Source organism: Facklamia lactis, from assembly GCF_015863205.1.
GTDB classification, from domain to species: Bacteria; Bacillota; Bacilli; order Lactobacillales; family Aerococcaceae; genus Facklamia; species Facklamia lactis.
Genome location: NZ_JACBXQ010000003.1, coordinates 167949 through 189634, shown reverse-complemented (window position 1 = coordinate 189634; position 21686 = coordinate 167949). Strand labels below are relative to the sequence as shown.

20 protein-coding genes are annotated in these 21686 nt (G+C 37.2%); 9 read left to right on the top strand and 11 right to left on the bottom strand.

Annotated features, from left to right (window positions below; translation table 11 throughout):
• Positions 1 to 64 precede the first annotated feature (64 nt).
• Complete coding sequence (locus HZY91_RS06405; RefSeq protein ID WP_197115445.1) at positions 65 to 859, top strand: CPBP family intramembrane glutamic endopeptidase; 795 nt, start codon at positions 65 to 67, stop codon at positions 857 to 859.
• Positions 860 to 958: 99 nt separating this feature from the next.
• Here the strand turns inward: HZY91_RS06405 and HZY91_RS06400 are convergent, their stop codons facing one another.
• Positions 959 to 1843 carry an alpha/beta fold hydrolase gene (locus HZY91_RS06400; RefSeq protein WP_197115444.1) on the bottom strand — a complete coding sequence of 295 codons (885 nt, stop codon included), beginning with the start codon at positions 1841 to 1843 and terminating at the stop codon, positions 959 to 961.
• Complete coding sequence (locus HZY91_RS06395; RefSeq protein ID WP_197115443.1) at positions 1833 to 2612, bottom strand: MerR family transcriptional regulator; 780 nt, start codon at positions 2610 to 2612, stop codon at positions 1833 to 1835. Before HZY91_RS06395 ends, HZY91_RS06400 begins: the two co-directional genes overlap by 11 nt.
• Positions 2613 to 3113: 501 nt before the next feature.
• On the opposite strand from HZY91_RS06395, the gene HZY91_RS06390 reads away from it, so the two are divergent.
• The 3 genes from HZY91_RS06390 (at position 3114) to HZY91_RS06380 (ending at position 5487) form a co-directional block, all read left to right on the top strand.
• Positions 3114 to 3437, top strand: coding sequence for a PTS sugar transporter subunit IIB (locus HZY91_RS06390; protein WP_197115442.1), 324 nt, complete (start codon positions 3114 to 3116; stop codon positions 3435 to 3437).
• 129 nt (positions 3438 to 3566) lie between these two features.
• A complete protein-coding gene (mnmL, locus tag HZY91_RS06385; RefSeq protein WP_197115526.1) occupies positions 3567 to 4523 on the top strand; it encodes a tRNA modification radical SAM protein MnmL/YtqA in 957 nt (318 codons plus the stop codon).
• A gap of 112 nt (positions 4524 to 4635) precedes the next feature.
• On the top strand, positions 4636 to 5487 hold the full coding sequence (locus HZY91_RS06380) for a hypothetical protein (protein ID WP_197115441.1): 852 nt from the start codon (positions 4636 to 4638) through the stop codon (positions 5485 to 5487).
• Positions 5488 to 5511: 24 nt separating this feature from the next.
• Here the strand turns inward: HZY91_RS06380 and HZY91_RS06375 are convergent, their stop codons facing one another.
• Positions 5512 to 6825, bottom strand: coding sequence for an alkaline phosphatase (locus tag HZY91_RS06375; RefSeq protein WP_197115440.1), 1314 nt, complete (start codon positions 6823 to 6825; stop codon positions 5512 to 5514).
• A gap of 130 nt (positions 6826 to 6955) precedes the next feature.
• Here HZY91_RS06375 and HZY91_RS06370 point away from each other — a divergent pair, with 130 nt between their 5' ends.
• The gene (locus HZY91_RS06370) at positions 6956 to 7384 is read left to right on the top strand and encodes a pyridoxamine 5'-phosphate oxidase family protein (protein WP_197115439.1); all 429 of its coding nucleotides are present in this window, start codon (positions 6956 to 6958) and stop codon (positions 7382 to 7384) included.
• Positions 7385 to 7413: 29 nt separating this feature from the next.
• On the opposite strand, the gene HZY91_RS06365 is transcribed toward HZY91_RS06370, so the two are convergent.
• On the bottom strand, positions 7414 to 8625 hold the full coding sequence (locus tag HZY91_RS06365) for an NADH-dependent flavin oxidoreductase (RefSeq protein WP_197115525.1): 1212 nt from the start codon (positions 8623 to 8625) through the stop codon (positions 7414 to 7416).
• A gap of 151 nt (positions 8626 to 8776) precedes the next feature.
• Between HZY91_RS06365 and ftcD the strand changes: the two genes are divergently transcribed.
• Complete coding sequence (ftcD, locus tag HZY91_RS06360; protein ID WP_197115438.1) at positions 8777 to 9685, top strand: glutamate formimidoyltransferase; 909 nt, start codon at positions 8777 to 8779, stop codon at positions 9683 to 9685.
• Positions 9686 to 9735: 50 nt separating this feature from the next.
• Here the strand turns inward: ftcD and HZY91_RS06355 are convergent, their stop codons facing one another.
• From HZY91_RS06355 to HZY91_RS06325, 7 genes are all read right to left on the bottom strand, one after another.
• Entirely contained in the window at positions 9736 to 10332 is a 597-nt protein-coding gene (locus tag HZY91_RS06355; protein ID WP_197115437.1) for a pyridoxamine 5'-phosphate oxidase family protein, read from the bottom strand.
• A gap of 89 nt (positions 10333 to 10421) precedes the next feature.
• Entirely contained in the window at positions 10422 to 11405 is a 984-nt protein-coding gene (locus HZY91_RS06350; RefSeq protein ID WP_197115436.1) for a permease prefix domain 1-containing protein, read from the bottom strand.
• Positions 11406 to 11407: 2 nt separating this feature from the next.
• Positions 11408 to 11734: a PadR family transcriptional regulator gene (locus tag HZY91_RS06345; RefSeq protein WP_197115435.1), complete on the bottom strand. Its 327-nt coding sequence runs from the start codon at positions 11732 to 11734 to the stop codon at positions 11408 to 11410.
• 147 nt (positions 11735 to 11881) lie between these two features.
• Positions 11882 to 13615, bottom strand: a complete 1734-nt coding sequence (locus tag HZY91_RS06340) for an ABC transporter permease/substrate binding protein (RefSeq protein WP_197115434.1) — start codon at positions 13613 to 13615, stop codon at positions 11882 to 11884.
• Entirely contained in the window at positions 13608 to 14819 is a 1212-nt protein-coding gene (locus HZY91_RS06335) for a quaternary amine ABC transporter ATP-binding protein (RefSeq protein ID WP_197115433.1), read from the bottom strand. Before HZY91_RS06335 ends, HZY91_RS06340 begins: the two co-directional genes overlap by 8 nt.
• A 139-nt stretch (positions 14820 to 14958) precedes the next feature.
• Positions 14959 to 15585: a GntR family transcriptional regulator gene (locus HZY91_RS06330; protein ID WP_197115432.1), complete on the bottom strand. Its 627-nt coding sequence runs from the start codon at positions 15583 to 15585 to the stop codon at positions 14959 to 14961.
• 133 nt (positions 15586 to 15718) lie between these two features.
• A complete protein-coding gene (locus HZY91_RS06325) occupies positions 15719 to 16405 on the bottom strand; it encodes a phosphoribosylaminoimidazolesuccinocarboxamide synthase (RefSeq protein WP_197115431.1) in 687 nt (228 codons plus the stop codon).
• A 157-nt stretch (positions 16406 to 16562) separates the two neighbouring features.
• Between HZY91_RS06325 and uvrA the strand changes: the two genes are divergently transcribed.
• The 3 genes from uvrA to HZY91_RS06310 all read left to right on the top strand — a co-directional run bounded on the left by uvrA (position 16563) and on the right by HZY91_RS06310 (position 21615).
• On the top strand, positions 16563 to 19403 hold the full coding sequence (gene uvrA, locus HZY91_RS06320; protein WP_197115430.1) for an excinuclease ABC subunit UvrA: 2841 nt from the start codon (positions 16563 to 16565) through the stop codon (positions 19401 to 19403).
• Between the two features lie 194 nt (positions 19404 to 19597).
• The gene (locus HZY91_RS06315; RefSeq protein ID WP_197115429.1) at positions 19598 to 21316 is read left to right on the top strand and encodes a DUF4097 family beta strand repeat-containing protein; all 1719 of its coding nucleotides are present in this window, start codon (positions 19598 to 19600) and stop codon (positions 21314 to 21316) included.
• On the top strand, positions 21316 to 21615 hold the full coding sequence (locus HZY91_RS06310) for a PspC domain-containing protein (protein WP_197115428.1): 300 nt from the start codon (positions 21316 to 21318) through the stop codon (positions 21613 to 21615). The genes HZY91_RS06315 and HZY91_RS06310 overlap by 1 nt, the downstream gene beginning before the upstream one ends.
• Positions 21616 to 21686 lie beyond the last annotated feature (71 nt).

The following is a 21686-nucleotide window of genomic DNA, read 5'->3' as shown; positions in this document are numbered from 1 at the left end:
GACTTTTGTCTATGGCATCGATATAATAAAAATAGAAGGAGACTTCAAATAAAGGGGAGAGGTTATGAAAGTAAATCATTGGTTGAGATATAGCTGGTTAGTATGTGCTGTTCTATTCTGGTATTTCATGAATCGTATGTTAACTAAATTTCTTACAAACTATTTGAGTCAAACTTTTATTAACCTTCCTTCTGCCATGCACACTCTGATTGTAACAGTTTTGATCCCTTATGGTTTCTCGATGATTATCCTTTACTTACTTATTAAACCGCTGGTTCCTTATCGCTTTCTTGCTAAGAAAAAAATGACTTTTAAAGAATTGGTTAACTATTCGGTTGTCATGAATGGGATCGGAATGTTTATTTTTTTACTTTTTATTTTGGGGTGTCGATTGATTGGCGTTTCGATCAAGCAACCATTGGGGGATTCTATGGTTTCTGAATGGCTAATGGCCTTACTTCTCTTGCTTTTAAATCCCATCTTTGAAGGAATTCTTTTTCGTAAGCTGTTACTAGAAAGAGTTCCGGCACTTCCACATCTAAAACAAGCGCTACTCGGGGGTCTGTTATTTGCTGTACCGCATTTTTTTAGTCTTGGAATTGTTGGGGGGTTACGGACCTTTTGGCTTGGGATTTTTTTGGCATATGTGACTCTCAATTCAAGATCATTGAAATATTCAGCTATTCTGCACTCTATCAGCAATTTGTATGCTTATTATTTATTGACTTTCTTGCTAGACTACCCCGTTCTTTTTTTCTTATTCTACTTTGTAGGGATGCCGTGTTGGGCTTTCTATCTTATTCAACGGTACTTTAAATCTGCCCCTTCTTCCGAAAAAGATTGGGAATGTAAACTATAATGAAATATTTAAAGCACCTTTCAATTATGTTTGAAAGGTGCTTTTTTAGTTTACAGGTTAAAAGTGTCGGGAAACCATTTTGCTTTTTGAAAGAGGTACTTATTGAGTAAAATTGATTAGTTCTTCGCTAAATTCTTCTGGGTATTCCATCGGTAATGAATGGGTCGCATTCTTCCAGTTTTTGATGTCAACATTCTCAATACTAAGCAGTGCTTTTTTTACGATCTTTTCAGAATTATGTAAGCTACTTTGGTCAGCTACTCGGATATAAATAGGATGCTTGATCTGGTTAAGTGATTCTCCTGTAATAAGATCTGGTATGGGGAGTTTTACTTGAAAGTATTCGCTCGAGTATGAGATCATTCTTGCCACTGGATCCTTTAAATCTACCTCACTTGAACCACTAATTTCTTTTAAAAGATCTTCTTTAAAATTTTTCGGTAAAAAAGGAAGGCTGGCTGGAATGGATTTTAAAAAAATCATGGGCTTTAAGCCTTCAATTACAAAGACGGGTTCTAATAAGCTGAGTGATTTAATATCCTCTGGATAATGAGTGGCATGATTACTTGCCAGCCATCCGCCAAAGGAATGTCCCACGCTATGGACTGGCCCTAATTCTAGCTTTGTAATAAATTCGTGTACCCACTGAGCTTGATCTTTAGAATCTTTTATAGCTTTTGTTTGCTTGCTTAACCCTGAATCACCGATGGCATCAATGACTATGACGGTTCGCTCTTGTATTAATTCTTTGATATTTGCCTCCCACATTGGAGCACCTGAATGGCGTCCAGGTAACAGTAATAAGGGGGCCTTTTTTTGTGTAGGATGTTCATATAAATAATATTGCACCTCTCCATAACTCGTTTTGATTCTACTTTGTTTGGAAGGTTTAGGAAGTTGTTTCATTGAGGCGTAATAGGCTTCTAAAAATAAGGCTTGTCCTTGTGACGATCGAAAGGAGCTAATTGATCGTTTAAATGTCATTATTATCACCCTTTTTGATATGATTTTGTTTAAGAAAAGTCTCTAAAGTGTTATCCAAGAAGTTAGATGCCGCTATAATGGCTTCATTATGCCCCAAAGAGACATGGTTGAGTAAATTTTGATGAGCTATTTGATTAATCAGGTCTCGATTTCCATTTGTCAAGGCGATAATAGCTTCCCACCAATCGGATGCTAGTTCCTGAGCTTCATTGCTTTTATAATCTATTTCTTCATAAATTAAAAGATTAGCCTTTAAGAGACATCGTTTCCACTCGTGGTAAAAATGAATCACATCATTACTTTTTATTGTTTTATAGGCGTTCCAATCTGTTGTATTTTGGTGAAGGTTTAAGATCTGAGTAAAAATATCATCGTCCGGTGCAATTTCCAGATGCTGGATCATAAAAGCTAAATCTATTTTTTCCCCTTGATTTAAGCGTTCTTCAACAAGTTCCAACATTAAAAAGGAGGTGTTTAGTTTTTCGATTTTTTGTAAAAGTAGTAACTGTTGCTTTTGAATAAGTGATTGAAAGTCTTCAATTTTCTCCGCTTTTTCTAGGTTATTTTTTACCTCTTTTAAGGGAAATCCTAACAGCTTATAGAACATAATTTGTTCTAGTAGATGTAAATCTTGTTCATTATAAGTCCGTTTGCCACTCTGATTGCGCGTTGAAGGTAGTAAATGGATATCATCATAGTACTGCAAAGTTCGGATACTGAGTCCAGATAGTTTGGAAAAATCTCCAATTGAGTATTGATTATCTTTCATATGAATCACCTCTTTTATTTAGTATAAGTGATGACGTTAGGGGATGTGCAACCATTGTATTCATTAATTTTAATGTGAGGCACTTATGAGCCAATATAAATTTCATCTATTAAATCATGAAAAATTTATGGAACGCTTGAAAATCGGTGAGAAAGTTGGGTGCGATTTATTTGGCTTAAACGATTTATTAATAAAGATAAGTCATTTATTATAAGGGATTATTATCCAAAATAATAAATAATTTATTTGAGGAATGTGTATTCATTTTTAAGTAGGTATCGTTCGGTCAATTAGAAAATAACAGATAGTTGAAAGTTAACTTGGAGAAAAAATTTATTAAAAATACGAACTTGATTAACTAGTCTTAATTATTACATAAAAGTATACCAGCAAGTAAATAAAGTAGTATGAGAGTGAGGTTATTTTTAATTGAAAACGCTTTATTGATAAATTATGATAACTTACAAGAAGGCTTTGAATATTTTTTGGGGAGGAATAAGGATGTGTAAAAAAACAATCATGTTAGCCTGTGGTTTGGGGATGTCAACGAATATTCTGGTGGAAAAAATGAAGAAAATCATAGCAGATCAAAATATAGAATATGAAGTGTTGGCAAGTACTACAGCCCAAGTTGAAGGAATTATTAATAAGCAACCGATTGATGTACTATTGTTAGGACCACAAGTCGCATATATGGCAAATCGTTTAGCTGAAAAATATGCTAGTCAAGGAGTGAGAGTCGGAGTGATTGATAAAGATGATTATGGTTTGGCTCGTGCAAGACGGGTATTAGATTTAGCGGAAAATTTATTAAAAGATGGGTAATTACTGACCAATACTTTAGGAGTGGGTTCTATAAATGGTTTGCAAGTTTGAGATAAGTATGTAAGTTCCTTTAGATAAAGGGACTTTTTTGTGGAATTTATAAAAATGATTAACGCTCAATATGGCTTTATGCTACTATGGAAGAAAGGCGGTGGAAATGTGTCAGGAGAAGATAAGCGTTATAATTCATGGAACAAACATTTAAAAGAACATTTTGGTGAGAAAGTATTTAAGGTTTCTTTGGACGGAGGCTTTACCTGTCCCAATCGGGATGGAACGGTAGCAACGGGAGGATGTACCTTTTGCTCAGAGTCTGGGTCTGGTGATTTTGCCCAAAGTAGGTTGGACCCTTTACCGATTCAATTAGGAAAAGGTATTAAGCAAATGCACAAGAAGTGGCCGAGAGTACAAAAATATATTGCTTATTTCCAAAATTTCACAAATACTCATGCTCCGGTGGAAGTGTTGCGACGCCGATTTGAGCAAGTTCTGTATCATGAAGGGATTGTAGGGATTATGATCGCCACCAGACCGGACTGTTTGCCGCTTGAGACGGTAGAGTATTTAGCAGAATTGAATCAAAGATATTATATGTGGGTTGAATTAGGTTTACAGACTATTTACGATCAAACAAGTCAGCATATTAATCGAGGACATGATTATGATTGTTATCTTGAAGGAGTGGCTAAATTAAGAAAGCATCATATTCCTGTCTGCACCCATTTAATTAATGGTTTGCCAGGAGAAACAACAGATATGATGTTGACGAGTGTCAGAAGAGTGGTGCAAGATTCAGATATTCAAGGGTTGAAATTACACTTACTTTATTTAATGGAAGGCACCAAGATGGTAGAAGATTATGAATCAGGTTTGCTAACTTTAATGGAACAAGAGGAATATATTCAAGTGATTTGTGATCAATTAGAATATATCCCGAAACATATTATTATCCATCGTTTAACAGGGGATGCTCCTCGTGAGCGCCTGATTGGCCCTCAATGGAGTCTAAATAAGTGGGAAATATTGAACGCTATTGATGATGAGCTGGTGCGTAGAAATTCTTATCAGGGTATTTCTGCACCATGAGTTTATAATTTTCATTTTGTGGTAGTATGAATGGAAAGAATAATGATTGAAACCTCCTTACAATAAAGTTACAATGAAATTATAAAAAAATGGTAAGGGAGTGTCCTATTACATGTTTTCCAAAGCGAGTAGTGAATTGAAAGAAAACTATGGGTATTATATTGGCTTATTTTTTCTACAGATAGTGATAATGTTGATCGTTCAGACTGTAATTAGTATGTTTTTACCGACTAATCCTGCATTCTTGGAAATGGCGACCATGTCTCCTCAAGAAATGTCTGCCTTTGATCCTGTTCAAAATGTTAATGCGTTTATTAATCAATACACTGGTTTAGCTGGTGTTTTAAATCTGGTTTCAATGTTTATTTCTACTTTAATATCAGTATTAGTGACTAGATCTGTATTTCAGAAGATTAATTATTCTGAAACAACACTTAAAGATTCTGCCTTATTTAATACAAATCCTGGACATGCTTTGATACTTCCTTTTAAAGTTTTTGTAGCCAATTTACTCATGACCTTATTAACTATAGTCGTGATGGGGGTCGGAATCTTGCTTGCTATCCGAACAGGGGACTCTAGTGGGACTTCTCTTATCATAGCGTTAGGACTGTTCTTGGTGATGTTGGTGATTGCGGTAATTGTTTCCCCTATTTCCTATTTGATTGCGTATGATGTAGAACGACGATATAATTTCTGGACATCGTTTACTAAGGGGATTTCGATTGGAACGAAACACTTTGGACGAATTTTTAAAACGATTATTAGTATTGTTTTACTGTTTATTTTGTTTTTTGCAATTGTAGGAACGGTTATCACAATGATTATGCATTCCACAAATTCTATCTTAATTGGAGGAATTTTAGGATTGGCGGCTTTTCTCGCTTTGATTTTTTGGTTAGCTCCTTTCAACCTTATTTATATGGCTGAAACAATGAATGAAATCATTTCACAAGAATATTAAGTTAGAAAGCTTAGCCAAAAGAGGCTAAGCTTTTTTGTTTTGAATTAAATTAATAAGTGTTTGTCCGATATCTGAATTTTGATGGAAGCCTAAGAAGTTCTCCCATCCAGGACCATAAGCATAGAGGTTAACATCTCCACCAGTATGATTAAAAGATGTCCAACCAGAATTAGTACGCCAATTAATAAATTGGATGAGATTGGACAAAGTTTCTTTATAAGGATCCGCAAACATCCCTCCTCTTGAATTAGAGAGCGTAGCAATTTCGATAGGGGTGAGATCCCAATCAATGTACTTCTTAAGAATAGCTTCATCATCTTGATGAATGATAAGTTCCTGAGCAATTTTTTCTGGTGAAGCATGCATTTGTAAAAGTGGGTTGACATCAAATGTTTCTTGACCTTTAGAAGCTACCGAAAAGCCACCTGTATCATGATCAGAAGCGGCAATCACCAAGGTTTCACCATTTCTTTTAGCGAAGTCAATGGCAACATTCCAAGCAGCTTCATAATCTTCCATTTCACTCATTGCACTAGCAATTGAATTGAGATGAGCAGCGCGATCAATTTGGCTAGCCTCAACCATGAGAAAAAATCCTTCTTCATGTGTACTAAGACGTTCCAGTGCACAATGGGTCATTTCGGCTAAGGTAGGGATAGTTTCAGGCATATCCCAATATTTGGGTAGGAAATAATCAGCAAATAGTCCTAAAATTTTAGACTCCTTACTTGTCAGCAGGTCATGTTTATTATCGACAAATATGTAGCCTTTTTGTTGAATTTCCTGGATTAAGTTGCGATCTTGGCGCTTGAAATAAGGGGTTCCAGCTCCCATTAGGATGTCAACTTTTAATTCACCGTTGCTTGCTGGGTGATCAAGTAGTTGATCAGCGATATGTGCTTTTTCATTACGGTTGGTAGCGTGTGCATAGAAAACAGCAGGAGTTGCATGGGCAACATCTGCGGTGACTACAATACCGACTTTTTTATTTACTTCTTTAGCATATTCAGCCATATTTTTAATCGGATTACCTTTGTGATCCATTGAAATGGCAGAGGTGTACGTTTTTTGTCCGGTGGCAAAAGCTGTGCCCGCAGCGGCAGAATCCGTTACGGTTATAAAAGTTTTACTGGAATCGTTTTTAGGGCTGGTTGAAACTTGTCCTAATAAATAATCATCCATAATAATCCGATTCATAAAAGCTGCATAGCCTTGGTTTTTGTATTGACGGTAGGCTGCATAGAGTGATGGGCCAGCCCCATCGGGGATTACGAAAATAATATTCTTGGGGATTTGCCCCATTGAGGTGTGTATGTGAAAGTTATTCGTTTTTGTCATAGTAGACCTCCTTGATTATGGGATATGACTCTTATATTATACAAGAAGTAAGAGAGAAAAGTTGTAAAGCTTATGTAAAGAAATGATTCAACATGTATAAATGTAAAGTTCAAAAAGGAAGAGGGTAGAGATGAAAGTATCAGAAATTATGAGTATTTTACAAGAAGAGATGAAAGCCGCTGTAGTTGCAACGGTAGATATAAAAGGAAAGCCTCATGCTCGCTATGTGAATATAGGAGTGGCAAATGAAGAAGGGGTATTTTTTATGACCCACCCTAAAACTAATTTTTATCAACAGCTACAGGATCATCCCCACATAGCCATTACAGGAATGAAAGAGGAAGGGTATTTGATTCAAGTGATTCGAATGGAAGGGGAAGTAAGGGAGTTAGGGAAAGAAAAATTAGAAAGAGTTCTGGCTAATAATCCATATGTTAAACAAGTTTATCCCAATCAAGAAGAGCAGTCAGCTATTCATGTTTTTCAATTATATCGAGGTGAAGGTTTTTATCATAGTCTTACTCAAGGTCATAAATATATTTTTAAAATTGGACAATAATAAATAGAGGAGCAACAATGGTTGCTCCTCTATTTAAATTCTTTAAAATATGAGTGTGAGCTTTGTTCCGCAATGCGTCGAAATTCATCTCTTGTTTCTTTAGGAAGGGAACCACCAAAGTCCATGAATTCAACTAAATCTTTAAAAGCTCTTTGCGGAATTGCTAAATCAGGTAATTCTTCTAATGATACTCCTAAATTAATCTCGTCCTCATTACCGTTTGCTAATTTTTTGACGAAATCTGGTTCTGTCACTAGAACTGAAGACATTCCGATCATATCAGCGTTGTCTAAGGCTTCTATCGCTTTTTCTGGTGAATTGATACCTCCTGTTGCTATCACAGGGACTCGCCCCTGTACATGGTCAAGAACAAGACGATTAATATATTCTCCTTTATTTTGACCTGCTCTTGCTTTTTCTCTGAAAATATCATGCCCCCATGATGCAATCGCATAATATTGGATGTTAGAAACTTCTAATAGCCAGTCAAAATATTGATTAAAATCTTCCACTGTATAGCCTACTTCTTGTCCTCGAGTTTCTTCAGGCGTTCCTCGGAAACCAAGAATAAATTGTGAAACCGAATGCCGATCAATTTCTTTTTGAACGGCTTTCATTATTTCGATTCCAAAGCGAGCACGATTTTCGAGGGATTGTGATCCATATTCATCTGATCTTTGGTTGGAAAAAGGTGAGAAAAACTGCTGAGGTAATAATCGTTGAGCATTTGAAATCTCAACTCCATCAAATCCAGCTAAGATAGCACGACGAGTCGCATCGGCATACTGTTGAATAACTTGGCGGATTTTACGATGAGACATTTCAAGGACGTCGTGTTCAATTGGACTCTTTAAATGCATGGGACTAGGACCATATACGACCCCATAATCTTTTAGGGAAATTTTTGCAAAGCGACCAGCATGGGCTAATTGTAAAATGGCCTTAGCCCCATCTTTTTTCATAGCAGAGGCTAATTTGGAGAGGCCATAGATATAAGAATCATCTTTAATACTGGGTCCATATTCGAAAAGTTGAGCATAGTCTTCAATATAAGCCGCAGTAGTGACTTGAAGAGGAGCTGACTGACTTCTTCTTTCAGCGTATTTGATTTCTTCTTCTGTAACATAACCTTCGATTGAAGAAGCATTTGTTGTTAAAGGGTTGAGTGAGAAACGGTTTTCTAAACGGATGCCATTAGGAAGTTTAATGGGTTCAAATAAAGCTTGGTAAGTGTGATTCATCATATCGTATCCTCCTTGGTAAACTCTTCTCATTATATCATAGTCATAAGTTGAATAATATTGGGGAAAATAGTGGTGAAATATCAGATAATCAATAAGGGGTGTATTTATAAGGGAATGATTTATAATGAGAGAGAAAGGATGGGATAAAGTGAGTCAACTAATTCAGACAATTCCAAATTTTAGTGAAGGAAAGAATCCTGCGTTTATTGAAGGTTTGGAAAAAATTGCGAAAGAAGTTCCAGAGATTATGATTTTAGATGTTTCTTCGGATGTGAATCACCATCGTTCCTCTATTGCTGTATTGGGTGGAGCGAAAGCCATTCAAGAGGTTTGTTTTCAATTGGTTAAATATGCCAGTCAAAATATTGATATGAATCAACACCAAGGCGAGCATCCTCGAATGGGTGCGACGGATGTCATTCCTTTGATTCCGGTGAAGAATATTAGCTTAGATGAATGTGTCGTAATTTCTCAGAAAATTGCAAACCGGATTAGTGAAGAATTAGGGATTCCGACTTATTTATATGAAGCTTCTGCCAAGTGTCAAGAAAGACGAAATCTATCGAATATCCGTAAAGGAGAATTTGAAGGCATGCAAAAGAAGATTCAAGAAGAAAAATGGCATCCAGATTTTGGGCCAGTTAAAATTCACCCTACAGCAGGGGTTACTGCGGTAGGAGCTCGAAAGCCTTTAGTAGCTTTTAATGTGAATTTAGCAACGGATAATCTTGATATTGCTAAAAAAATTGCAAAAGCGATCCGCTCCTCTTCTGGCGGCTTTCGTTATTGTAAAGCGATAGGAGTTAATTTACCTGATAAAGGAATCGTACAAGTATCAATGGATTTGGTTGATTATACTCAAACACCCATTCATAGGGTGTTTGAAACAATCAAAATGGAAGCAAGTCGTTATGGCGTTCAAGTTCTAGGTTCAGAAGTTTATGGAATGATTCCGGCTCAAGCATTAATGGATGTGGCAGAACATTATTTACAGTTGGAAGGTTTTGAGTCTGCACAGCAAGTAACAGAGCAAAGGCTAATTGAAGAGTTTTTGTAGAAAATCGTTTCCCCCTCGCAGTATTCTTTGCTGAGAGGGGGAAATAATAATTAATAGTATAGTTCTGGCCATCCTCGGCTATTTTTCATTTCAATTCCTTGGGAGTCATATTTTTTACGTTTGCCTGTTAGGTGGTTGATGTCAATTGCATAAACTTGAACACGATCGAGAGCAGTGTTGATGGCTTTATCAACCAATGGATAGCGGTTACTGACATATTTTTTAGCGATAGCGCGTAGTCCTTTTCGTAATTCTTTAGGATCCGTAATTTTACGAATTGTGCCGTAGACAATAGCAGATTCAAATTGAGTAGTAAAAACTGTTCTGGCAAGTTTTGACCATTCATTGGGGTTCGCTTCAATGTCTTTAATCTCTTGATCAGAATAAAGGTTAGGAACACTTACCTCTCCAACAAAAGAAATACAGACTTTTGGTTCATCGTTTAGCAAAGTAACTTTTTTTCCTTCATTTGCTGAATGGAAATAAAGTGTTTGTCCTACTCTTGCTATGGAGAGAGGCAGACTATAAGGGTAGGGTTGGTCTGGGATGGCAAGCGTTCCAAAAGTTGATTTGTCAATAACATAATAAGCAAAATCGGCTGGCATTTCTCGATCATCTCGTCTCATTGGATTGTGAATGTCAGTCATAGATACACCTCAGTTTCTATAAATTATATTTAATAGAGGGGGAGGAAAAGGGGTTTTCATTTGATAAAGTAGCTATTTTGAACATTTATTTATTGCTCTTTTTCAATATCAAAAAGAGCTCTGATAGCATCTTCAAAAATGCCCGCTATGACAAAGATCAGCCAAGATATATGCCAAGATCCCCTTGAAAAAGACCAAAGGAAATAGATAACCGTAATGATTGGCCAATAGATATCTTCAATAAGGCGGTTCGTCTTACGATTTCTTTGGTGTTTTTGAATATCTTTGGGGCTGCTCTTTTCACTGATTGTATTTTTAAGTAAAGATTGGTACATAGATTTGATATTTCCGAAATAGATAAAGATAAAGACAGCGGCAGCAATACCTAGAACTAAGGCAGAGGTAGCTAATAAGATAAATCGGTCTGATAGATCCATCATTCCTACAATTACAACAGGAATCACAGGCAGGAGGATGAGAGCAATCCCCATAATAGTAGAGAGCGAATGGGTTGATTCAAAGGATTCGGCTTGTTTAATAAGTTCATTGCGGTTATTATTGGACAGACCATATTCACCTTTGTCAATGTATTTATATTTTTTATCTTTTTTCCCACCGATAATATAGAGGGCAATTGCTAAGACAACAGAAATAATAATTAAAGAGGTTCCTGCTATAGTGGCGAAGTTACTTTCTTCTCCAAAAAGACTGAGTAAAGAGATTAGAATAGCGACTGAAGCAATAATCAGAAAAGTTCCTAGACCGGTAAGTAAACCAGCGTATGTTTTATCTGCTAAATAGTTATTGATCTCGCTCTGGTTTAAAAGTGGGAGGGATGGGGTAATTGCCTGTGATTGTTCTTGATCGATGTTGAGTTCGTCTAGTAATTCATCAATATTTCCAAACTCAGAGATAACTTTTCCGACTGCTTCATTTTCTGATGCTCCATTCTGAATGAGATCGTGATATTTATCGAGCATATTCGAGTGTATTTCTTCTTTTAAATGTAGGACTTCGGGACTATCATCTAAGTGGGCGAACATTGAGTCGAGATAAGTTTGGATGGTATTCATTTTTATGCTCCTTTTATAATTTGTTCAATAACTTCTTTTGTGAGTGACCATTCTTTGAGCTTCTGATAGAGCGCATCTTTACCGCTTGGGGTTAGCCGGTAGTAGGTTCTTTTGCGACCATTTGTTTCGGTTCCAGGAAAAGATTCTATGTATTGTGCTTTAGAGAGTCGAGTAAAGGCAGAATATAACGTTGTCTCTTTAATAATATACTGACCGTTTGTTAATTGTGAAATTTTTTTGCCAATTTCGTAACCATAAGATTCACCATCAAATAAGATTCTTAGAATAAATAGATCATTGTAACCTCTTATCACATCACTGGATATCAAATAACCACCTCTCTTCTGTTTTACTCTATCTATCAGAGTAATTTAATTATAAAACATTTACTCCGTCAGGTAAAGTAATTCTAGCGAAATCCGACTTGAGACCGAGTAAACAAAAAGGTTCTAAGCTTTTGCTTAGAACCTAGAGTATTATTTAAACCAATTATCGGTTAGATCGCGATTATTGTCGATCCATTCTTGGGCAGCTTGTTCAACGGGAGCGCCAGATTCCATATCTAACATCATTTTTTCTAAATCTTCTAATGGCCATTGGAAGTTATCTAAAAATTGATAAACTTCAGGCATATCTTTATCTAGGCCTTTACGAGCGAAGGTCGTGACTTCTTCGGCTCCACCCATTGTTTCTTTAGAATCTTCTAGAAACTTAATATCAAAGCGTTGGAACATCCAATGAGGTGTCCAGCCTGTAATGACAATTTCTTCTTTGTTTGCAATGGCTTGTTCTAATTGAGTGGTCATAGCTCCTGTGGAGGAAGTTTTTTGCTCCCAATTAGTCAGATTTGGATAAGAATCAAGTGTCTCCTGAGTTAATTTAGTAATTCCAGCACCTGGTTCAATCCCTGTAATAACTTGATCAGCCTGTTGATCAAGATCTTCAATCGAATTGACATCTTCCATATAGGTTGGAACAGCTAACCCGCATTTAGCGCCTACTGTATTTGGTCCTAAATTGACCATTTGGTCACCATATTCCTCGTAGAGAGCTCCATGAGTAATGGGAAGCCAAGGAACAAGAGTCCCATCAGATTCACCACTAGCGACTGAGGAGAAGAGTATCGCAGGATCTAGTTGGGTAATTTCAACTTCATAACCTTTTTCTTCTAAAAGAATTTTAGCAATTGTTGAAGTTGCCATATCCGCATCCCACTGGGTACTGCTTAAGATTACTTTTTGAGTATTACTTTCTTGGTAAAGATAGTAGCTAGATCCTATAATGCCGACTAGCATGGCAGCAATGAGACCGAAAACAGTTCGTTTACGGCTTTTTCTACTTTCTTCTTTTGTTCTTGCAACACGGGGGCGATTTAAGTATTGAGTAAATCGGTCCACAATGATTGCAAGAAAGACAAGAGAGACACCATAGACAAAACCAGAACCGATGTTAGCTCTTTGTAAAGCGGTTAGGACTCCTTCTCCAAGACCTGGGGCACCAATCATAGAAGCTGTTACAACCATAGATAGTGCCAGCATTGTCGTCTGGTTAATTCCAGCAAAAATTGTGTCTTTTGCAGTAGGTAATTCAAGCTTGAATAGTTTCTGCCAGCCTGTTGAGCCAAATGCTTCAGAAGCTTCTACAAGGTCAGTCGGCACTTGTCTGATTCCTAGATTAGTAAAGCGAACGGTAGGGGGCAAAGCAAAAATGACTGAAGCAAAAACACCTGGAACCATTCCGATTCCGAAAAAAGCGACTGCCGGAATTAAGTAAACAAAAGAAGGCATCGTCTGCATAAAATCGAGCACAGGGGTAATAATACTGGAGGCTAGTTTACTTTTTGACATCAAAATCCCGAGAGGAATCCCGATAATGATGGAGATTAAACTGGCCATCATGACGAGTGTAAGAGTATTAATTAAGTGATCCCAAAGTCCTTGATTATACACAAATAAAAGCCCTAGCAAAGTGAAAATTGAAATTCCCCAATTGCGTTTACTAATGATAAACATTCCGAGAGTAATGAAAGCGATGAATAGTAAGGGAGGAATAGCTCCTAAAATACCTGAAAAGCCATTCATCATTGCGTTACCTAAATTTTGTAAGAGATTAAAAAGACCTGAAAAAGTGACGGTTATCCAGTTCGTTGCGGCATCTACCCAGTCTGCTAATGGGATAGGTTGCTGTAAAAGATCGAGTATGTTAGTCATTGATGATCACCTCTTCTTTTTCTTCGCTACTTGTTTTGGCAAGCGAGTCGATAATTTTCCCACGTCTAATAACGCCTAGCAAGCGATCTTCTTCACCTACTACAGCGATGGGAGCAGGGGAGAGGTTGGTTAATTCAAAAAGGTCACCGACTAGAGTTTCTTTTCTTACTTTTGTAACATTAGGATTAATAACATCTTTTAATGGTAAATGTTCGCGACGGGCACGAAGGAGATCTTCTGCATCCATGTATCCATATAATTTTCTCTTGGAATCAATGGCTAATACTAATGATGTGCCTTCGTGTCGCATATGTGTAAAGGCTACGTGTGGACCATCAGTGTGGATGTTAGTTGTAATAGCCGGTTCCATAATGTTCTCTGCGGTAAATACCTTAGAACGGTCAACCTCTTCTACGAAGTCTCGCACATAATCATTGGCAGGGTTGGTTAAGATTTCTTCGCCGGTTCCAATTTGCATTAACTGGCCATCTTTTAGGATAGCAATTCGATTCCCAATTCTAAGTGCTTCATTCAGATCGTGGGTAATGAAAATGATTGTTTTTTGAACATTTTCTTGTAATTCAACGAGCTCATCTTGCATTTCCCGACGAATTAAAGGATCGAGTGCAGAAAAAGCTTCATCCATTAAAAGAATCTCCGGATCATTTGCTAAGGCGCGTGCAAGTCCTACTCGTTGTTGCATTCCACCGGAGAGTTGATCAGGAAACTGGTCCTTAAAAGCAAGCAGACCTGAATTATCCAGAGCCTTCTCAGCCAGAGTCTGACGTTCCGCTTCTTCAATACCTCTTAATTCAAGCCCATATTCTGTATTTTCTAGAATAGTACGGTGAGGGAAGAGGGCAAAGTTTTGAAAGACCATATTAATTTTTTCACGTCTAACTTTTCTCAGTTGTTCGTGATTTAATTGATTAATATCTTCACCATCAATATATATTTCACCAGAAGTAGGTTCGATTAAACGATTAATGAGGCGAACAAGTGTGGATTTACCAGAACCAGATAGCCCCATAATTACAAAAATTTCGTTTTCTTCAATATCCATTGATACATCATAAACTCCGACTGTTGCGCCGGTGCCTTTTAGTATCTCTTGCTTAGTTTTATTTTGTTTAACCATTTCTAAAGCAGGCTTTGTTTTTTTGCCGAAGATCTTGGTTAAATTTCTAATTTTTACTTTTGTCAATTGTCGACTCCTTTCTTAAAATGAATGTGTATTGTCTAAATAAAGTGCAAATCAAAGTGACTATATTATATTACACAACATTGTCACTTTTTGCAAAGAAAATAGCGCTCATTTTCATGAAAAGCGCTATGTAAACGTTTTATAATGTAGGGGAGTAGAAAAATTGTTGCATGCGATGCATGGCATCTTCGTCGCCAATAAAATATAAGATATCCCCGATTGTCACTTTGGCATAAGGACCTGGTGATAAAATAAGGTCCTTTTCGTGCTGGATAGCTATAATAGTGGCACCTGTGGTTTGCCACAGTTTAAGTTCTCCCGCTGTTTTTCCAATATGTTGGGCATTCTGGGTGATTTCTAACTCATAAGGAATGAAGGGATTTTCTTGATTAACTTGACGAGTATAGGTTAAGAGTTGTGATAACTGATCTTGGATATGATTCCACTCACGGGTCTGTCGTTCAATACTTGTCATAAGTTCTGACCGCATTTTATCGATCGTCATAGAGCTTTGGTATTTTTCATAGTATTGGACTGCTTTTTCGGTTGAAGCAACGATTGTTCCTGACCCGTGGTGAGGTTCCATGATGGCCAGATCCACTAGAACTTGGACTGCCTTTCGAGCAGTTTCTGAGGAAACGTCAAATTGACTGGCAATATCTGATCGGACAAATAGTTTCTGTCCCTGGTGATAATAGCCATTTGCAATCATTTCAGCTAATTGGAGTGCAATTTGCTGGTACAAAGGTTGTTTGATTTTAGTCATAAAACTTTTCGACTCCTATGGATTAATGAGTGAAAGAGAGCCCCACTATCATTGGTAGAATTCTAAAGATCCAGTTGATTTTTAAAATTTTGCTGATATTGAGGCATTTAATTATATCCGATTTCTGAGGTGTTTACTTGGAAAATAAGATTCTATGGAGTTCTAAAGGTTCAATATAACGATCTCCTTGATAAACACGCATATTTCCACCAGAGATTTCATCAATTAAAACAACTTCCTCACTGCCTTCTAATAGTCCGAATTCAAATTTAATATCATAGAGATCTAATTGATGCTGAGCTAGATCTTTCGCTACAAGACTAGTAATTTGACGAGTGAGAGAAATGATTTGTTCGATTTGTTTGTCATTCAAAATATTTAGGATCATTAATCCTTCAGCATTAATAGGAGGATCTTGTCGTTCATCATCTTTAATAGTGAATTCAACAAATTGAGGTAAATCAGCGCCTTCTTCAATGTATTCTCCATAACGACGATAGAAGGAACCAACGGCCTTCAGGCGACAAATGACTTCTAATCCCTTACCAAAAACTTGGGCAGGTTTAACTTCCATTGTCTGTTCATCCAAATTGGCCTTAACAAAATGGGTCGCAATATTCGCTTGATTCAATTGATCGAAAAAGTAGCTAGACATTTCTAAGCCTGCACGCCCCACACCCTCGATACTTAATCCAACTGAGTTTGCTCCAGGATCAAATTTTCCATCTTCGCCTGTTACATCATCTTTGAATTTTAGAAGGTAGTGACCGTTCTCCAATTGATAGACATCTTTTGTTTTTCCTTTTTTTACTAGCTGCATTTTCTTCACTCCTTATATTGATAATAGGCATATTGTAGCACATTAAAGATTTAACGGATATCTTTTTTGAGGCTTTTTTTACGAACGTATATTCTGTTTATTCGAAATGATTATGCTATAATGTAGCGTGTATAATGATGAAGGAGTGATCATAACGATGGCTAAAGACAAAATTACCGTAAAAGGGGCACGCACCCATAATCTTAAAAATATTAATATTGAAATACCTCGTGATCAATTAGTTGTGATAACAGGATTATCAGGATCGGGAAAATCGTCTTTGGCTTTTGATACCTTGTATGCTGAAGGGCAAAGACGGTATGTTGAAAGTTTATCAGCTTATGCACGCCAATTTCTAGGCCAAATGGATAAACCGGAAGTCGATTCGATAGAAGGGCTGAGTCCTGCTATTTCGATTGATCAGAAAACGACTAGCCAGAATCCGAGGTCGACAGTAGGAACAGCCACTGAGATTAATGACTTTCTGCGTTTGTTATACGCACGTGTTGGGGTGCCGTATTGTCCCAAGCACCACATTCCGATTGAGCGTCAAACAATTGATCAGATGGTTGATCGAATTTTAGAGTTACCTGAGCGGACAAGAATTCAAATTTTAGCTCCTCATATTCGTAATCAACGTGGACAACATAAGAAAGCCTTAGAAAAAATCGCTAAGGAAGGTTATGCACGTGTCAGAGTTGATGGTGAAATATATGATATATCCGAGGTCCCTGAGTTAGAAAAAAATATTAAACACACAATTGAGATAGTTGTAGATCGTCTAATTATGAAGGAAGGTATTCGTTCGCGTTTATTTGATTCTGTTGAGACAGCGATCACTTTTTCTAAAGGCTATATGGTTGTAGATGTAATTGACGGCCAGCCTCTTTATTTTAATGAGCATTTTGCCTGTCCTTTTTGTGACTTTTCAGTAGATGAAATTCAACCTCGATTGTTTTCTTTTAATGCTCCTTTTGGTGCGTGTGAAGCTTGTGATGGGTTGGGGGCTCGCTTAACTCCAGATGAAGAATTGATCATTGTGGATCCGAGTCTAAGTTTGGCCGAGGGAGCTTTTGTCCCGTGGGGCAAAAAAGGTTCTGGCTACTATGCTTCGATGCTGGAACAATTTGCTGAGGCCAAAGGAATTTCAATGGATATTCCTTACCAGGATTTAGAAGAAGAGGAGCAGCAAGTATTAAAGTATGGCGATCCTCATTTTACCTTTAAATTTACATTTGAGCCCATGCATGGTGGGAGAAAACGAACAGTTGATCAGGTTTTTGAAGGAGTTATGAATAATGTTGAACGGCGCTATAATGGAACCGGTTCGAATTATATGCGCGAAGTGTTAAGAGAGTACATGCAGGAATTAGAATGTCCCACTTGTAAAGGACAGCGATTAAATGAAGAAGCACTCTCGGTTAAAGTACAAGACAAAAATATTGCCGAAGTAACAAAAATGTCAATTGGATGGGCAAAGAATTATTTTGAGGAAATTACGTTTTCGGAGCATGATCGAATGATTGCTAAGCCGATTCTCAAAGAAATTATTGATCGACTCAGTTTTTTAGATAATGTAGGTTTAGATTATCTAACTTTAGACCGTATTGCGGGTTCTTTATCTGGAGGAGAGGCGCAGAGGATTAGACTGGCGACACAGATAGGATCGCAGCTGAGTGGTGTTCTCTACATATTAGATGAGCCTTCTATTGGTTTGCATCAAAGAGATAACGATCGATTAATTAATTCCCTTATTCAAATGCGAGATTTAGGAAATACTTTAATAGTAGTAGAACATGATGAAGAGACGATGCTTGCTGCCGATTATTTGATTGATATTGGTCCCGGAGCGGGCGAGCAAGGTGGACAAATTATTGCAGCAGGTACTCCTAAAGAAGTGATGGCAACGGAACAATCTCTAACAGGAAAGTATCTCCGCGGAGATTTGGGCATACCTTTACCTAACGAACGCCGAGATGAAGATCGGGGTTGGATTCAAATTAAGGGAGCTCGAGAGAATAACCTAAAGAATATTGATGTAAAGTTTCCAATTGGACGCTTAACTTGTGTGACGGGAGTCTCGGGTTCAGGAAAGTCTTCTTTAGTGAATCGGATATTAAAAGTGGCGTTAACGAAGCGCCTGACTTCCACAAAAGAACGACCAGGGATATTTGAAGAAATTCTGGGTTATGAAAGTTTAGAGAAAGTAATCGATATCGATCAGAGTCCGATTGGACGAACACCTCGTTCGAATCCAGCTACTTATACGTCTGTGTTTGATGATATTCGAGGATTGTTTGCAAGTACGAATGATGCCAAAATGAGAGGCTATAAAAAAGGACGTTTCTCTTTTAATGTTAAGGGAGGAAGATGTGAAGCATGTCAAGGTGGGGGAATTACTAAAATAGAAATGCATTTTCTACCGGATATATATGTTCCTTGTGAAATTTGTCATGGAGCAAGATATAATTCTGAAACGTTGGAGATTAAGTATAAAGGAAAAAATATTTCAGAAGTGTTGAATATGACAGTTGATGAAGCGGTTGATTTTTTCTCTGCGCAACCGAAGATCTCACGTAAAATGCAAACCTTACAGGATGTCGGTTTGGGATATATTCGTTTGGGACAATCCGCTACAACTTTATCAGGAGGAGAAGCTCAAAGAATGAAGCTTGCTTCTGAATTGCATCGAGTATCGAATGGAAGCACACTTTATATACTAGATGAGCCAACTACAGGCTTACATGCTCACGATATTCAAAAATTATTAAATGTTATTAACCGTTTAGTAGATGCTGGAAATACGGTGGTGATTATTGAACATAATTTGGATGTCATTAAAACAGCAGATTATATTATTGATATGGGACCAGAAGGTGGTGAACGTGGGGGAGAAGTAATTGCCACTGGGACGCCTGAAGAATTGGCCGAAGTTGCGAACAGCTTTACAGGCCAATATTTAAAAGGGATTATTCAACGTGATCAACCGAAAAAATAAAAATCATTGGTTCTTTGGCATAGGTTTGGGGAAGTTAGGCCCCAAGTCCTATGCTTTTTGTTTAGATGATTGCGATAATGGACATAGTCCATTAGGAAAGTATTCAAGATCAGCCTAGGGACCTATGATTAAACTGTCAAACGATGACATAATAAATATTGTAGATAGATGATAAGCTAATAGGAGGAAAAAATATGAATGAAAAAGAACGCATCATTGAATTAGTTCGTCAAAATGTTATATCCATGGATGAAGCTTTGCGTCTTTTAGAAGCGAGTGGTGACCAGACGGAAACTAACGTTGAAACCTCTAAACCTAAAAAAAATGTTGAAGATAAAAATAAAAAATCGAAAGATGGTTTAAATCGCTTCTTCAAATCCGTTGTAAATGTAGGATCTGTAGTGGTAAAAGAAGTAGTGGATGCAGGAAGCACAGTGATTCAAGAGGTCAATGATTCATTAGAAAAGACAGCAGATAAACCGGAGAAATCAGAACCATCTCCTGATCCAATCTCTGAGGAAGAGACAGCAGAATATCAAGCTCAGGTTCATGAGTATAAGACTAAAGGTCAAGAAATTTCCGACCAGATTGAGCAGTTAAATGAGCAGTTGCACCAAGCCCATGAAGAAGCAATTATTGTGCAGCAAAGACAAAGGGAACTTGAAATTTATGCTGAAATTGATGAGATGACTCCTGAATTGAAAGAGCAAGAGGCAAAACTTCGAGAAGAAGAAGAAGAAATTAAGCAAAAAGTTGCTGATTTAGAAGAACAAATTGAGCTTCTTTATAAACAGCAAACAGAATTGCATGATAAATGCCAACAAGATCAAAAATCAGACCCCGATTTTAGAGCCTTTTTGGAGAAATCAACCGAAGTGCTCAATGAGAAGGCAAGTAATTTTAGCCAAGAAGCTAGTCGAGAAGGGCGAAAATTAGGGCACCAAGTAACAGAACTGGTTAAGTCGACCATGAGTAATTTTACTACTAAAGATGTGAATGTTTCTTTAAATGTTCCTTGGGTTAAAACCCAAAGCCTATCTCATCAGTTTACATTTGAAGCATCCGATATCCAAGAGTTGGATATTGATGTCTTGAATGGCAACCTTCAGCTAGAAGCTTATGAAGGAGAGTCCATTGTGGTGGATGCGTCTATAAAACATCATGGAAATATTGAAACTTTGACACCGGAGTTAGTGACAGAGATGAGTACATTTGAGACGATTGAGGGCAAACTGATTATTCATGTTCCCTCTCCTAAGTTAATGATGGATGCCACTATTAAGGTTCCTCATAAGGATTATCAAACGATCAATCTAAAAACACTTAATGGGAATATGGTTATAAATGATTTGGAATGTGTTGATGTGATATGCACAAGTAAGCGTGGGCATTTAAATATGAGTCATGTCGAAGCACGTGAAATGAAATTAGATACTAAATTGGGTAATGTAGAATTAGAGCAAGTTTCAATTGAATTATTAGATTTAGATTTAGTGAATGGCAATGTTGAAATAGCTGACAGTAAGATTTCTTCTATTGGTTTGAAAAATATTAATGGTAATTTTAGAATGAATGGAGAGGTTGGCGACATTAAAGCGAACACAGTGAATGGTAATTTTTACATTACCAAATGTGATTCTGTTGCTGCTAATATCTCTGTGGAAACTATGCATGGTAATTTGAAAGTGAGTTTACCTTCAGAGCAAGCTTTTAGAGCTAATTTGAAAACTTCTGCTGGTAAAATTCAGCACCGAATGGCTAGCCTTGATATAGAAGAAATTTCTGAAGAAGGTAAGAAGGCAAAGCTAGAAAGACAATCTAATGATCCTGAATCAGCAGTGCAACTGGATTTAACTTTAACAGCTGGTAATATTTACCTAAAAGATAATGATTTAACCAAGGAGGAATTATAATGGCACACCCTAAAAGATTAACCCGTTCATCGACTGACAGACGTATTTTTGGAGTTTGTGGAGGTTTAGGTGAATATTTCAATATTGATTCGACCCTTTTCCGAATTCTTTTTGTGATTTTGATGTTTGTTTTCTCTGTAGGATTATTTCCCTACATCATCTTGGCATTAATTATGCCATATGATTATCAAGTCAGCGATGCGGGTCAAATAACAAGTCAGAGAGGTTTTCAGCGTTCAATGAGTGGTCATCGTCAAGATGTAACTCCAGCAGATGAAGATCATTGGAGTGACTTTTAATTAATAAAAAAATTTCAGCCACATGCAACTTTGCATGTGGCTTTTGTCTTCTGATAAGCGTCTCTCTCTGC